Annotated in this window: 10 protein-coding genes; 6 read left to right on the top strand and 4 right to left on the bottom strand. The window is 57.8% G+C overall.

What is annotated here, in order from left to right; genetic code table 11:
- Nucleotides 1–15: 15 nt before the first annotated feature.
- Nucleotides 16–3693 (bottom strand): PAS domain S-box protein, encoded by a 3678-nt coding sequence (locus tag EPN93_19565; protein TAL30453.1) that lies wholly within the window; start codon nucleotides 3691–3693, stop codon nucleotides 16–18.
- 165 nt (nucleotides 3694–3858) lie between these two features.
- On the bottom strand, nucleotides 3859–4704 hold the full coding sequence (locus tag EPN93_19560) for a PstS family phosphate ABC transporter substrate-binding protein (protein ID TAL30452.1): 846 nt from the start codon (nucleotides 4702–4704) through the stop codon (nucleotides 3859–3861).
- A 257-nt stretch (nucleotides 4705–4961) separates the two neighbouring features.
- Between EPN93_19560 and EPN93_19555 the strand changes: the two genes are divergently transcribed.
- The 5 genes from EPN93_19555 (at nucleotide 4962) to EPN93_19535 (ending at nucleotide 8440) form a co-directional block, all read left to right on the top strand.
- Nucleotides 4962–5546 carry a LemA family protein gene (locus EPN93_19555; protein TAL30451.1) on the top strand — a complete coding sequence of 195 codons (585 nt, stop codon included), beginning with the start codon at nucleotides 4962–4964 and terminating at the stop codon, nucleotides 5544–5546.
- 19 nt (nucleotides 5547–5565) lie between these two features.
- Nucleotides 5566–6423, top strand: a complete 858-nt coding sequence (locus EPN93_19550; GenBank protein ID TAL30450.1) for a methanol dehydrogenase — start codon at nucleotides 5566–5568, stop codon at nucleotides 6421–6423.
- A 7-nt stretch (nucleotides 6424–6430) separates the two neighbouring features.
- Complete coding sequence (locus EPN93_19545) at nucleotides 6431–7147, top strand: hypothetical protein (GenBank protein TAL30449.1); 717 nt, start codon at nucleotides 6431–6433, stop codon at nucleotides 7145–7147.
- Nucleotides 7148–7435: 288 nt separating this feature from the next.
- Nucleotides 7436–7810 carry a hypothetical protein gene (locus tag EPN93_19540; GenBank protein ID TAL30448.1) on the top strand — a complete coding sequence of 125 codons (375 nt, stop codon included), beginning with the start codon at nucleotides 7436–7438 and terminating at the stop codon, nucleotides 7808–7810.
- A gap of 39 nt (nucleotides 7811–7849) precedes the next feature.
- Complete coding sequence (locus EPN93_19535) at nucleotides 7850–8440, top strand: epoxyqueuosine reductase QueH (protein ID TAL30447.1); 591 nt, start codon at nucleotides 7850–7852, stop codon at nucleotides 8438–8440.
- A 24-nt stretch (nucleotides 8441–8464) separates the two neighbouring features.
- Here EPN93_19535 and EPN93_19530 read toward each other — a convergent pair whose 3' ends face one another.
- Nucleotides 8465–10921, bottom strand: a complete 2457-nt coding sequence (locus tag EPN93_19530; protein TAL30446.1) for a TIGR03960 family B12-binding radical SAM protein — start codon at nucleotides 10919–10921, stop codon at nucleotides 8465–8467.
- Nucleotides 10922–11018: 97 nt separating this feature from the next.
- Nucleotides 11019–11846, bottom strand: coding sequence for a ribosomal RNA small subunit methyltransferase A (gene rsmA, locus EPN93_19525; protein ID TAL30445.1), 828 nt, complete (start codon nucleotides 11844–11846; stop codon nucleotides 11019–11021).
- Nucleotides 11847–13429: 1583 nt separating this feature from the next.
- Here rsmA and EPN93_19520 point away from each other — a divergent pair.
- Entirely contained in the window at nucleotides 13430–13666 is a 237-nt protein-coding gene (locus tag EPN93_19520; protein TAL30444.1) for a hypothetical protein, read from the top strand.
- Nucleotides 13667–13720: the final 54 nt, after the last annotated feature.

The following is a 13720-nucleotide window of genomic DNA, read 5'->3' as shown; positions in this document are numbered from 1 at the left end:
AACACCTTGTTATAATCATGGCGACGGTGCTCGCGGGTTTTTCCCATCATCAAGCGTCTCCCTGATCTTCGAAAGCAGTGTCTCCGCGGTATAGGGCTTGCGGATGCAGGGGGCGTTTATCATATCTGGCTCCGCCAAATACCTGTCCGGGTATCCCGTGGTGAAAATATATTTAATTCCCGGACGCATCGCACGGATCCTGCGAACAAGCTCGCTTCCATTCAGGTTGGGCATTACGACATCCGTGATGATCAAATCGAAGTATGCCGGGTCTGCGCCAAAGACGGAGAGGGCCTCCATCCCGTCATGGGCGCTCGCTACCCTGTAACCCCCCAGTTCCAGCGCCTTGAGCGCGAACAACCGCACGCCGTCGTCGTCCTCGACGAACAGGACGCGTTCGGTGCCCGTGTGCGCGCGCTCGTCCCCGTCGCGTGATTGCGCCTCCCGGACCTCATCGTCCGCGACGGGGAGGTATACGATGAAGGTCGTGCCCTGCAGGGGCGCGCTTACGACGTCGATCGCGCCCGCGTTCTGTTTCAGGTTTCCATACACGGTAGAGAGTCCCAGGCCCGTTCCCTTACCTACCTCCTTGGTGGTGAAGAAGGGTTCGAAAATCCGCGCCTTGACCTCCTCGGTCATGCCCGATCCCGTGTCATGGATCGACATACTGGCATATGTTCCCGGCGTGAACTCGGCGTCGCCGTGCATCGGGGCGGCCGTAAGGTGTGAAAGCCCGGTTGTCACGATAATCTCCTTCCTTGCGGATTCGCTTCTCATTTCGTTGATCGCGTCACGGGCGTTAATGAGCAGGTTGAGCGTCACCTGTTCTATCTGGGCAGGGTCGGCCTTGACGAGGAGTTTCCCGGGATGAAGAATGGTGGTAATCGTGATATCCTCCTCGATCAGCCGCGAATAGAGCTTGCGCAGCTCGAGTATGGTTCCATTCAGGTCCATCACCCGGACGTCGGCGATCTGCTTGCGGCTGAACGCGAGGAGCTGCCTGGTGAGGTTCGCCGCGCGCTGTCCCGCGCTCAGGATCTCGGAGGCCTCCGTGCGCATCGGCGAATCCGCCTGGGCCCGCCTTATGAGTATCTGCGCATTGCCGTTGATCACCGTGAGCAGGTTATTGAAATCGTGGGCGATCCCTCCCGCGAGGGTCCCCACCGCTTCGACGCGCTGGACCTGGAGCACGTGGCGGTTCAACCGTTCACGTTCCATTTCCGCGAGCGCGCGCTCGGTGGTGTTGGTGATGAGAGCGAACGATCCATCCAGGGCGCCGTTCCGGTCATACACGGTGGTGGCGCTGAAATGGGTGTACACGTCGCGCCCGCTCCGGTGCTTGAGGATAATATCGAAACTCCTGCGGGCCGTTTCCGGTATCCGGGCGAACTGGGTTTCGAATGCCTCCCGGTTTTCCCCGTCCACGAATTCCAGGGGCGACTTCCCCAGGATATCCTCCCTGGCATACCCGAGCATTTCGCAGAGGGCGTTGTTCACGTCCATGGTCCGATATTCCCTGTCGATCTGCCAGTAGCCTTCTCCCGTGGTTTCGATGAGCGTGCGATAGCGTTTCTCCGAAGAGCGCAGATCCTCCATGGAATGCCTGCGTTCGGTAACGTCGCGCGAGGTGATCACCACGCCCCGGATTGCGGGGTGATCAAGCAGGTTGACGCCCACGGCTTCGAGGTACCGGTAGCTGCCGTCGCTGCACTTGAACCTGAATGCCGTGCTTCTATCCGGAGAGTTCTTTTCATAGAGCTGGTGCAGCTCCCTTGTAGCATATTCCAGGTCGTCGGGGTGTACGAAATGAAGGGGGTGATGGCCCACCATGAGCGCGGGGGGATACCCCAGCGTGGTATAGGAAGACGGGGAGGCGTAGGTGACCAGGCCGTTCTCATCGTGAACCGTGATAACGTCCGCCAGGTTCTGGATGAGCGAGCGAAACCGCTCCTCACTCTTCGCGAGATCCTGTTGAGTATTTATGAGCTCCGCGTTTTGGGCCTCGAATTCCTCGTTGGTCGCCACGAGCTCCTCGATCGTGGCGCTCAGCTCTTCATTGGTCGCCTCGAGCTCCTGGCTTTTATTCCGAATTTGTTCGAGCGCGTGGAGCCGGTCGGTGATATCGCGCGAGGTGATGACAACCCCGCGAATGGATGGATCATCCAGCATGTTTTTGCCGAGGGCCTCCATGCTTAGATATGAGCCGTCCGCTTTTCTAAACCGGAAGAGGGTGGGTACCAGAGGGTTTTTCTTTTCGTACACCTCGGCAAGGTCTTCCATGGCCCCGGCGAGGTCGGCCGGGTGTATGAGTATGTCCGGGGTTTTGCCCACAAGGTATCCGGAAGGATATCCAAGGAGCCGGGAGGCGGACGGCGATTCATAGGTGATCGCGCCCGTGGCGTCATGTATGGTGATGATATCGGTGAGGTTTTCAACGAGCGCGCGAAAACGCTCCTCGCTTTTCGCGACCTCCATCTGCGTCTTGATAAGCTCTTCGTTCTGAGCCTCGAACTCCTCGTTGGTGGCGACCAGCTCCTCCACCGTCGCGTTCAATTCCTCGTTGGCCGCTTCGAGCTCCCGGTTTTTCACCTGGAGGCTCTCGTTGGCGCGCACCAGTTCGCCCACGTCCTGGACGTGCACGATCGCGTAGCGAAGCGAGCCGTCCTCGGTCCGGACGGCTCTGACCCCCACCTCGGCGTGAAGCAGGCTCCCGTCCTTGCGGATATAGCGCCGGTAGACGATATAGCCGTCTATCTCGCCGGCGAGCAGTTTCAGGAACTCACTGTTTTTCGGCCCAAGGTCGTCGGGGTGCGTGATCCTGTCCCAGGTGAACCCCATGAACTCATCCATGGTATAGCCCATCATGTCGCAGATGCGCTGGTTGATCTTCACGAAACCACGTTCCGGGGTGGTAATCACCGAGCCCACCAGCCCAAGCTCGAAATATTCCCTGAACAGCTCCTCGCTCTCGCGGAGCGCGTTCTGGAAGGCGGCCGCCCTCTCGATATTGCGGATGAAAAAATGCGCGAACAGCGCCGACGAGGCCGCAAGGCCGTACGTCATGATTCCCGGTGCACGATGCACACCCGCCGCACCCAGCGCGTCGAAGAGCCAGCATGCGGCAAGTATTGATACGCCCCGCTTGAGGCCGGGCGGATAGTCGTTCCCTTTTCCATGCCCGCGATCGAAGGTGAGGAAAATCGCGTAGACGAGCGCAGCCCCGATCGATGCGAAACGGGCCGCGTCCGGCATCCATGTTCCGCGCGACCCCGGGATCAGGGAAGCGGCGTCAACGGCGGAAAACGGAATTTCCCCGGTGAACGCGGCGTACGTCCCCGCGGCCGCGCTCGCGAGGGCGAGCGCCGGCAGGAAGATAGTGAACAGGGTGAGCAGCTTTCCGGGGCGGCGCTGTTGTTGCCGGATTATAAACCAGAGAAAGGGAACGAAACAGGCGAGCAGGGCCGCACCCTGGACCGATCCCCGGATGAATTCGTCCGAATCACCCGTTCCCGTAAAGGTGAACGCGTTTATGATCGCGGCGATGCCGGTGAACAGGGAGAGCCAGAAGAGTGCGAGGAGGGGACGAATCGCGCGGTTTTTCCGCAGTACGAAGATCGCGTAGAACGCGATGTACGCGCAAAGCCCGGCCGCGGCGTATGACAGGATGACGGTAATGCCGGCGTTCATATGCATGGATAGACGCTTAGTCCCGGATATTTCGTATGTGACGCATCATGGCATATATAGCATACGGCAAGCCAGGGTGCAAACAAATATTCAACCCCTGCATAGGACAAAAAAAGCGGGGAAACCGCGTTATGCGGTTTCCCCGGGATGCTCAGTTGATATTCTCGTAGTTTACTTCATCGGTATGAAACCGGCTTCGGAGACGAGCTTCTGGCCGTCGTCGCCCAGCAGGTATTCGACGAAACCCTTCGTCTGGTCGGAGGTCTTCGCATCGTTGATGTACATGTAGAGCTTTCTCGAAATGGGATACTTCCCGCTCTTCCCGTTTTCGAGCGTGGGCTCGATCTCATTCACGTTGAGACCCTTGATATTGGCGTCCTTCTTGATATACCCGAACCCAACGTAGCCGATCGCCTTGGGGTTTCCCGCGACCGTGGTGACCACCGCGCCGCTCGAAGCCTGGGTGAGCGCTTCCTTCTTGACGTCGGTCTTTTTCATCACGTCTTCATGCCAGTATTCGTAGGTGCCGGAGCTGGTATCGCGGGAGACAACGATTATCGCTTCGTCCGCGCCGCCCAGCTGCTTCCAGTTGGTGATGTTTCCTTCATAAATACCTTTAAGCTGGTCCTTCGTGATCTTGGTGATGGGATTCTTGGGGTGGACGATCGGAACTATCATGTCATAGGCAACGGTGACTTCCTTTACCTTTATCCCCGACTTTTCGGCCTTTGCTATCTCGTCTTTCTTGATTTCACGGGAAGAGTTCGCGATATCGCAGGCGCCGTCCAGCAGGGCCTTGATGCCGTTGCCGGAACCGCTTCCTTCCACCGTAACGGAAACGTCCTTCTTCACTTTCTTATACGACTCGATCGCTTTGAGCGTGATCGGGAGCACCGTGGTGGACCCTTTTATCACTACCTTGTGCTTGGGCGACGAATCGCCGCAGCCGAATGCCAGGCCAAGCGATACTATGGCGACGACCGCCAGCATGGCCTTGCCGATTGAATTTAATGTCATGGCTTAAAATGCCTCCTTGAGGTGTTTGATGAGACTGATGAAAGCCAAGAAACGGGTACGCGGTTAACCCGGTATAATAAATTTGTAAAGAAAATGTAAATATCGCCGCGTCCCCGGGGGCAGGGCGCGGTTAATGAAATTATACTTGCCACCTGGACGGCAAAAGTATATTTTACCAGTGCCGCGCCGCTCCGGGTCGCACAGGGGTATATCGGCGCCCGGCCCATTTAAAAGATACGAATTCCACGGGGGTAATGATGAAGAGGATAGTGGTTCCGATATTGCTGATTTTCGCGACCGCGCTCGTTTCGGGGTGCGGATACAATGCCATGCAGAAAAACGAAGAAGCCGTGTTCGCCGCGTGGGGGGATGTCGAGGCCGCGTACCAGCGACGCGCCGACCTTATCCCCAACCTTGTCGAGGTCGTCAAGGGATACGCGAAGCACGAGGCCGATACGCTCAAGGCGGTCACCGAGGCGCGCGCGAGGGTAGGCTCGATCCAGGCGTCGCCGCAGCTCGTCAACGATCCCGCCGCCTTCGCGAAATTCAACCAGGCGCAGGGCGAGCTTTCCGGCGCGCTCTCGCGGCTCATGGTGGTCGTCGAAAAATATCCCGACCTCAAGGCAAACCAGAATTTCAGGGATTTGCAGAACCAGCTCGAGGGTACGGAAAACAGGATCAACGTCGCGCGCGTGCGGTATAACAAGTCCGTGCAGGACTTCAACGTGAGCATCCGCACATTCCCCAACAGCGTCACCAATTCGCTCATGCTGCACCTCGAGCGCAAGGAGCCCTTCAAAGCCGATGAAGGTGCGAAGACCGCTCCCAAGGTCCAGTTCTAGGGCCGCAGGGTATCCCCGCATGGGCCTGCGCGTCGCGGCATTCCTCCTGTGTACCGTCCTGCTTCCCGCGGCGGCGCAGGCGCTTGACGTACCGCCCCTCCGGGGGAGGGTGAACGACCTCGCCGGCATGCTCTCGCCGCAGGCCGCCCAGGCGCTCGAAACCGAGCTTGCGGCCCTCGAGCGTACCGATTCCACGCAAATCGTGGTACTCACGGTGAAGTCGCTCGAAGGGGAAGCCCTCGAGGAATATTCCATAAAAGTCGCCGAGCAGTGGAAAATCGGGCAGAAGGGGCTCGACAATGGGGCCATACTGCTCGTCGCCCGCAACGACCGAAAGATCAGGATAGAGGTTGGGCGCGGCCTGGAGGGCAAGCTCACCGATCTCATGACGGGCCGGATCATCCGTCATGAAATAATACCGCATTTCAAGGACGGGGATTACTCCGGCGGTATCGAAACCGGTGTCCGCGCGCTCATCGCCGCGGCGAAGGGGGAGTATACGGCTTCGGATAAACCCGGGACGTCCAGGGACGATGGGGATGGGGGAACGCCGCTCTTCGTGATCGGTATAGTGTTCCTGATCGTCATCAGCATTATCGGAAAAATCTCAAAGATACTTTCGGGCGCGGCGGGCGCGGTTGGACTTCCCATCGCGGGAGCCATCTTCCTTCCGGCGGTTGGATTGCCCATGCTTCTCATCCTGGCCGGTGTAGGACTGGTAGCCGGTCTCATCATCCCCATGCTCGCGGGCATGTCGGGCGGCGGTTTCATGGGCGGGGGGTTCGGGGGATTCGGCGGGGGTTCATCCGGGGGCGATGGCGGTTTTTCCGGCGGCGGCGGTGATTTCGGCGGCGGCGGCGCATCGGACAGCTGGTAGGTGAAGAATGAGGGCACACGCGAAGACATTTTTTAACGATTCGGACCGCGAGGCCATACGCGCCGCGGTGGCGGACGCCGAGAAGACCACGTCCGGGGAAATTGCGATCATGGCGGTCAACCAGAGCGATTCCTACCTGGAGGCCGCCACGCTCGGTGCCGTACTGCTTGCGGGCACGCTGGGCCTCGTTCTCGAATTCGGCCTGACCGCACTGTTTCGCGCCGTACAGGTGTGGACGCACGACGCTTCTTCCTCCACGCTCGGAATCATTGCGGAGTATGCCGACTACGTCTCGCTCTGGACGTATATTCCCATTGTATTCCTGATGTATTTCCCGCTCAAAGCGCTGGTACATGCCATTCCCGCATTGAAAATCCTGTTCCTGGGCAGGCGTCGCATCGATGAGGCGGTCCGCGAACGGGCACTCAGGGCTTTTTACGAAAAGGGGCTGCATAGGACGCGCGACGAGACCGGGATCCTCATTTTCATTTCTTCCCTGGAGCGTAAAGTTTGGATACTCGGCGACAGGGGCATAAATGCGAAAATCGCGCCCGATTTCTGGAAAACGCTCGCCGGCGAGCTGGCGGGGGGCATACGGGCGGGCAGGGGAATTGAGTCCGCAACAAGGGTCATCGCGCGGTGCGGTGAAGAGCTCTCACGCCACTTTCCCCTCAAGCCCGATGACGTTAATGAGTTGCCGGATACCCTCCTGACGGAAGAATGAGCCGGGTTTTCGGAGGTGCACCTGGGAGAAAGACCCGAAAAACCGTCAAATCGCCGATTTTATCATTTTTTACCGATTCACAAATTCCTGTCTTGACGCACGGGCCGAATATCTTTACATTGTCATTGGACTACATGAACAAATGACAAGGTTTTATTGGCAGATGTTCGGGTCCCCCATGGTGATGGGTAGCAGCGTTCTACGGGGTATGAATGCAAATCGAACGGGATATGGGGGTTCGATTCGGCATAAAGCGTAGGTTAAAGACGGAAAAAAGAAGGACCGGGAATGAAACAGAGAGCAAAGCTAAACCAGGCGACAACGCCCGATGTGGCATGGGGTGCCAGCGCGGACCTTGTTTCACTCTGCAGCTCCATTTTCAACGAGAACTGCTGCAAAGAGCTTCAGGAGATTCACAAGCATGAAATCCTCGCGAAGATCTGCGAGTATGTAGGACCGTGTCCGTCCAACTTTGCCAAGGCGGAAGAGATACTCGAAGGAATCAAGTATGACATCGCCAATTATGTCATCCACCACGAGTATTCCCGGTCACACATGGTCAGTACCGAGCTCCTCCTCTGGCTGGACGGGAGGGCACACCCGAACGATGTGAAGAAGCTGGACAGCTTTATCAAGAAATACCTCGGGCAGTGCTCCGAGTAATCGCGCAAAACCTGAACCACAAAGGTGCGGTCGCAATCCATGACCGCTGAAAGGCTTCTTCTGCATACCTGTTGCGCACCCTGTTTTTCCTCGGTGCATGAGGTGCTGTCCCCGGACTATTCGGTAAGCGCATTGTATTACAACCCTAACATCACCCCCTTTCCTGAATACATGCGAAGGATGACGGAGCTTGTAAACTATTCCAATAAGTTATCTTTCGATCTGCTTATAGAAAACCGCGATACCCGCGAATGGACCCTCGCGGTGAAAAAATTTCGCGCCATGGGTGAGCGTTCCGATCGATGCGCGGCATGCATTCGCTATCGCCTTGAGCGTACATTCCGGCTTGCGGTCGAGCGGGATTTCCCCGTAGTCTGCACGACGCTCACCGTGAGCCCCCATAAAGACCCCGACATGATCAACCGCATCGGCCGCGAGCTCGAAGCACGGCACCGTATAGGATTCCTTGCCGCCGATTTCAAAAAGGGAGGCGGGTTTGCCCGCTCGGTCGAGTTGTCACGCAGGGAGGGCTTCTACCGGCAGGCATACTGCGGGTGCGGCTATTCCAGGGCGGAACGCGCCAAAAAATTTTCCCGGGTCGAACAGGGCATTAAACAGGTGGTCGTGTAGCTGATAGTTCTTGGGGAACGAGGCCTACTGAATCTCCCTCAATCCCTCCCCGTCCGCCTTCATCAACTGCTTCATCCGCACGATCCTGATCCGGTACAGCTCGTCCTTTGACACCCCCGCGAGCGCGGCAGCCATGTCGTCGATGCGCACGGAGTTCTCCCCGCCCGCCGGGATCACGAGCACCGTCCCGCCCACTTCCGCGCGGTGCTCTATGACCGCGGTCTCGAACGGCACCTCCCTGGTGCCCGATTTGCCCGTCCTCGTGAAGCCGATGCGCGCGTCCAGGTTATGCGCCATCGCCTGCGCGAGCGCGGTCTCCGCGGTCTCCAGCCTGTATTCGAACCCGGCGGTGATCGCCTGCAGGGATTCCTTCCCCTCGACGGTCCGGATCGCCTTGACCGAAATGCCCGCGGGAAGCCTCTGGTTCATCCCGGCGAGCAGGGTTTTAAGATCGGCGCTCTCGTAAAGATCGATGTCGCAGGGCTCCGATACGCTCTCCACCCCGACCGACAACGGGTACCCGAGCGATATCCTCTCGCGCTTGTTAAACCCCTGGGTCGACGACACCGGGGCCTCCGCCATGCGCAGGGCCCGCTTGATGATCTCCATGAAGTCGATGTGCGGGATGAAGCGCGCGTCCCCGGTCTTCTCGAACATGGCGCGGACCCTGAGGTTCGTCTCATAGGTGCGTGAGAAATCCTTGAGCGCCGCCCCGAGCGCCTCCGGCCCCGTTTCGTCGGGGGCCGCCGACGGCAGGGACTTCTTTCCCGCGGGAAGACCGCGGTCCTTCTTGTGCTTCACGAGCATCTCGAACCCGGTCTCGACCGCGCTCCAGGGGAAGACGGCGTCGTCGGGACGCACGTCCATGAGCCGCGCGTGGTCCGGAAGGTGCTCATCGATCGCGCGATTCCATCGCGCGACATCGAAGTGCTCGCTCCAGGAATCGAGGCGCGCCCCGTCCCGATACACGGCGAGGATCACCTTCCCCATACGCGTGTCGCCGCGGGCGAGCAGCCCCTCCAGGAGAGAGGCGTCAACGTCGTGGTTCTTGATGGTGATGTTTCGCGTCACGCTCCGCTTGATCGAGCTTATCACGCGAATGAGGTAGGCGCGGTCCATCTGCCGCTCCCACTGGAAGGGGGTGTGCGGCTTGGGCACGAACGGGGAGACCGTGACGTTGATTTCCTTCTTTCCCCGTGATAATCCATTGATGGAACGAAGGAGCTCCACCGTCGCCTCGGCCTCGTCGATGCGCTCGCAGCCGGGAAGCCCTATCATGAAGTAAAGCTTGATCGTCCGCCAGCCCTTCTCGAAGACGCGCGCGAGGATCGCCATGAGGTCCGCGTTCGAGAGGTTCTTGTGCGCATGGCGGCGCATCTTCTCGCTCGCCGATTCCACCGCGAAGGTGAGCGAGCTCTTCCGGAGGTCCGATATCCGCTCTATGATCGGGAGCGTCGCGAGGTCCACCCTGAGCGAGGGAAGCGCGATGGACACGCCCTTGCGCGTGAGCCAGGGAAGGACATCGCCCAGCATCTCGTTCAGGTACGGGTAGTCCGATATCGAAAGTGAGGTAAGGGTGAGCTCGTTATAGCCGGTGTTCGCGATCATTCTCTCGATCCGTTCGCGCATCGGGCCCGGCAGGTGATTTCTACACGGGAGGTCGTAGTAGCCCGCGTGGCAGAACTTGCAGAGGTTCGCGCACCCGCGCGAAAGCTCGGCGACGGCGCGCTCCTGGGCGATGCGCATGCTGGGAACGACCGGGCGCTCTGGGTCCAGGGGAGTATCGGCCCTGAAAATCCTTTTCCTGACGCGCGGTCCCTCCACGGCAGCGAGCGTATCGCCCTCCCATACCTCGCGATGCGCGGGGGGCAGATACACACCCGGGATTTCCCCGAGCGCGTCGATGATTTCGGCGCGCGAAAGCCCGGACAGCTTTCCCTTCAAGACGCACTTCACGATGTCGCGAATCCCCTCCTCCCCGTCGCCAATGAAAAAGGCGTCAATAAAATCCGCCATGGGCGCGGGGTTGCACGAAGCCTCTCCCCCCGCGATGACGATGGGAAAGCCGACGCCGCGCTCACGCGCGAGGAGCGGGATTCCGCCCAGGTCGAGGACCTGTAAGATATTCGTGCACAGCAGCTCGTGCGAGAAATTAAACCCTATAATGTCGAGCGCCCGAAGCGGCGTCCTCGTTTCGAGCGTGAAGAGCGGCACACCCATCGCACGCGCGCGCGCTTCGAACTCCGGGGGCACCGCGAAGACGCGCTCGCAGGCGACGCCCTCGATAGAGTTCGCGATGTCGTAGAGGATCTGGATGCCGTGGTTGGACATGCCCACCTCGTACAGGTCCGGGTACGAAATCGCCATGCGCAACGCCGCGTGCTCCCTCACGATCCGGTTGTATTCCCCGCCCGCGTAGCGCGCGGGCTTCTGGAGCGTATGCACGAGCTGCGCGAAGGTGTCGTTGTCAATTTTTTTCATGCTCTATTCCCAAACCGGGCTTTACGACGTGTAAGAATGGGAGAGAGGGGAATGGAGGAGATCCTCTCCCCCCATCTCCTGTTCTTACACGCCTTTGTTAAGTTCGTTGTGCCACAAGCTCCGCCATGCGGGCGAAGTCCCGGGGGGAACAGTCCTCGCCGCGCACCTTTTCGTCAAGCCCCATTTCCCGAATGAGGGCGGCGGCCGCCGCCTTCTCCATGGACAGGTGCGGCGAGCCGGAGAGCGCGGTCGCGAGGGTCTTGCGTCTTCCCCAGAAGGCCGCCTTGACGAGCGCGCGGAACGTCTCAACATGCGTGTCACGCACCAGCGGCTCTTTCCTGCGCGTGAGTGCGAGAAAGCTTGAGCTCACCTCGGGCTGCGGGTAGAACGCCGTCTTCTCGATCTTGAACAGCGCCTCCGCCTCGTACAGCGCTCCGAGCGTGACCGAGACGGCGCCGTAGCTTTTACTCCCCGGCAGCGCGCGGATGCGGTCGGCCATCTCGCGCTGGAGCATCACGAAGATTTCGGGGGTCCGATATTCCTCCGCGAGGCGGAACAGTATCTCGGTGGAACAGTAATACGGGAGGTTCCCGACCGCTTTCGTGACGCCGGGGACCGGCGGGTGTTTCAGGAAATCGTCATGGATGACGGTTAGCTTCGGCTCCGCCTCGAAGCGCTCTTTCAAATAGCGTGCGAGCCCCGCATCGATCTCGACCGCGTACACCGCGCGTGCCGCGCGGCACAGACCTCCCGTAACGGCGCCCAGCCCCGGCCCTATCTCGAGCACCGTGTCCTCCGCCGATACGCGGGCGTGCGCGAGGATGCGCTCGACGATGGCGTCGTTGCACAGGAAATTTTGCCCCAGCTTCTTGTTGGGGTGGAGTCCTCGACTGGCGGTTATTTCCTGGATCTCGCGCGTGTTCATGGGTACGGGAATTCCCTTATTTAATGAGCGGCCCGTACCGGATACAGGTGGCAGCGGGAAAAGTCAAGGATTTGAGGATCGAGATCTCTTTCCAATCGTTAGAATTTCTCTATGATTCAAACAATCCAATTGTACGCATGCAAAAAGCGTACTTGTACATAGCAACAGTTGTTTATCAGTTAAGTGGCACCTTTTCGAGCGCACTTGTGTCAGTAACAAAGTCCGATATACACTCATGGTTTGAAGCGTGCGGCTACGTATTAATCAAATCGTGAAGTGCTATTGTCGCGCTTCTCAGGAAACCGCGAATGAACGCCAATGAACGCCAATGAACGCGAATTTGGAAAAAGATATTCGCGTCTATTCGGCTTTATTCGCGTACATTTGCGGTTCTCCTTCCGTTGCTCGGTAACGAAAAACGGCTCATTACCGGGACTATTGAATCAAAGACCATGCATATTTGGAAACCGCGAATGAACGCCAATGAACGCCAATGAACGCGAATTTGGAAAAAGATATTCGCGTCTATTTGTCTTTATTCGCGTGCATTCGCGGTTTTCCTTCCGTTGCTTGGTAACGAAAAACGGCTTTCTCGTCGCATTTATAGAAGATTCTAGGGTTTTTGTAAAATTTTATCAGTCTCCGGAGAAAAAAATTAATCGGTTTTAACTGGAGAAAGACTGGAGAAAGGGTCCTCAAGGGGTTGGCATGAAAATTGCTAGGGGCGCTGACTTTGTGGGTACTACGAGTACCCTTCAATGGTGCCCCTGGCAGGCGCAAGGCCTGCGACTTTCTTTGTGCGGCCAAAGAAAGTCGCCAAAGAAAGGCCCGCTCACGGCATCCATGCCTCCGCGGGCACTTCCCACATCCTGTGGGTCGCCGCCGGAACTGATAAATGAGTTAAACAACAGTGGGAGCAAAGATACTAGCGCGTGACGGACAGGATGTCCTAATGGTGCCCACGAACGCGCCATCCTGGCGCATGGGCACAGGCGCACCTCGTGCGCGCACCCGGTGCTGCGACAGGAGGTCGCGTCGGCACCGGCCAGCCTTCCGCTCGGGCGTCCTGCCCTCGCGTGTCGGCAATTCCTGAATAAGCATTTATTTTCGCGGTCAGTATATCCTTCAAGACAGTCGCCACCTGAGCCCTTCGACGATGCTCAGGACAGGCCCGTCGAAGGATGGCTGGATAGAAGCAAGAATGAGGCTGGATGACTCTGCGTCTATTCGTCTTTATTCGCGTGCATTCGCGGTTCTTCTTCCGTTGTTCAGTATCAGTGAATCGGCGGCAGGGGTAAAAGCGGTTGACTTTGGTATGGTTGTATTACAAGGTTGAGTGCACAGAGAGACCTGCTTCGCTTCCCGGTTCCGGGGGCCTGCCATCCAGCTTTAAAGAATTCCCGGATACTATGAAACCTGAGGTGATCATGGGGACGAGATATGAGGGTGGCGCTTTGGAAGACATGGAGACTGTTGGGACTAGGGGGGACTATGATGGCGTATGGTTGCGGGTAAGAGGAGTTAGGCGACAATTTTCAACCAATACTTTACATGAAGCTATTATTCTATAATTGGTCGAATTTATGGAAAAAATAATTATTTTAGATACTAACATTATTTATAGCGACTTCTGGATGGGGGGAATATTTTTCAAATTGTTTATATCATTAACTGATTTGAACTATTATTGGTATTTCCCTCAGATTATAATTGATGAAAGTATCGGTAAATTAAGGGAAAAAATAATTGATGAAATAAAAAATCTGGCGCTTCAGGAAACCGTGTGGAAAACTGACAAAATGACGATACTGAAGATATGAAAGAGACTCTGGAAGAATTTTACAATCATTTATTGGGAATAGAAAGCCCCTGGG

It is taken from the genome of Spirochaetota bacterium (genome assembly GCA_004297825.1).
In the GTDB taxonomy this organism is placed as follows: domain Bacteria; phylum Spirochaetota; class UBA4802; order UBA4802; family UBA5368; genus FW300-bin19.
Note: the sequence above shows the minus strand (reverse complement) of the source record. Positions and strands in the feature narration are given on the sequence as shown.

Coding starts and splice junctions, on each gene's coding strand:
- EPN93_19520 (TAL30444.1), top strand. CDS start 13,430: ATGGAAAAAATAATTATTTTAGATACTAACATTATTTATAGCGACTTC.
- EPN93_19545 (TAL30449.1), top strand. CDS start 6,431: ATGAGGGCACACGCGAAGACATTTTTTAACGATTCGGACCGCGAGGCC.
- EPN93_19530 (TAL30446.1), bottom strand. CDS start 10,921: ATGAAAAAAATTGACAACGACACCTTCGCGCAGCTCGTGCATACGCTC.
- rsmA (TAL30445.1), bottom strand. CDS start 11,846: ATGAACACGCGCGAGATCCAGGAAATAACCGCCAGTCGAGGACTCCAC.
- EPN93_19540 (TAL30448.1), top strand. CDS start 7,436: ATGAAACAGAGAGCAAAGCTAAACCAGGCGACAACGCCCGATGTGGCA.
- EPN93_19560 (TAL30452.1), bottom strand. CDS start 4,704: ATGACATTAAATTCAATCGGCAAGGCCATGCTGGCGGTCGTCGCCATA.
- EPN93_19555 (TAL30451.1), top strand. CDS start 4,962: ATGAAGAGGATAGTGGTTCCGATATTGCTGATTTTCGCGACCGCGCTC.
- EPN93_19550 (TAL30450.1), top strand. CDS start 5,566: ATGGGCCTGCGCGTCGCGGCATTCCTCCTGTGTACCGTCCTGCTTCCC.
- EPN93_19535 (TAL30447.1), top strand. CDS start 7,850: ATGACCGCTGAAAGGCTTCTTCTGCATACCTGTTGCGCACCCTGTTTT.
- EPN93_19565 (TAL30453.1), bottom strand. CDS start 3,693: ATGCATATGAACGCCGGCATTACCGTCATCCTGTCATACGCCGCGGCC.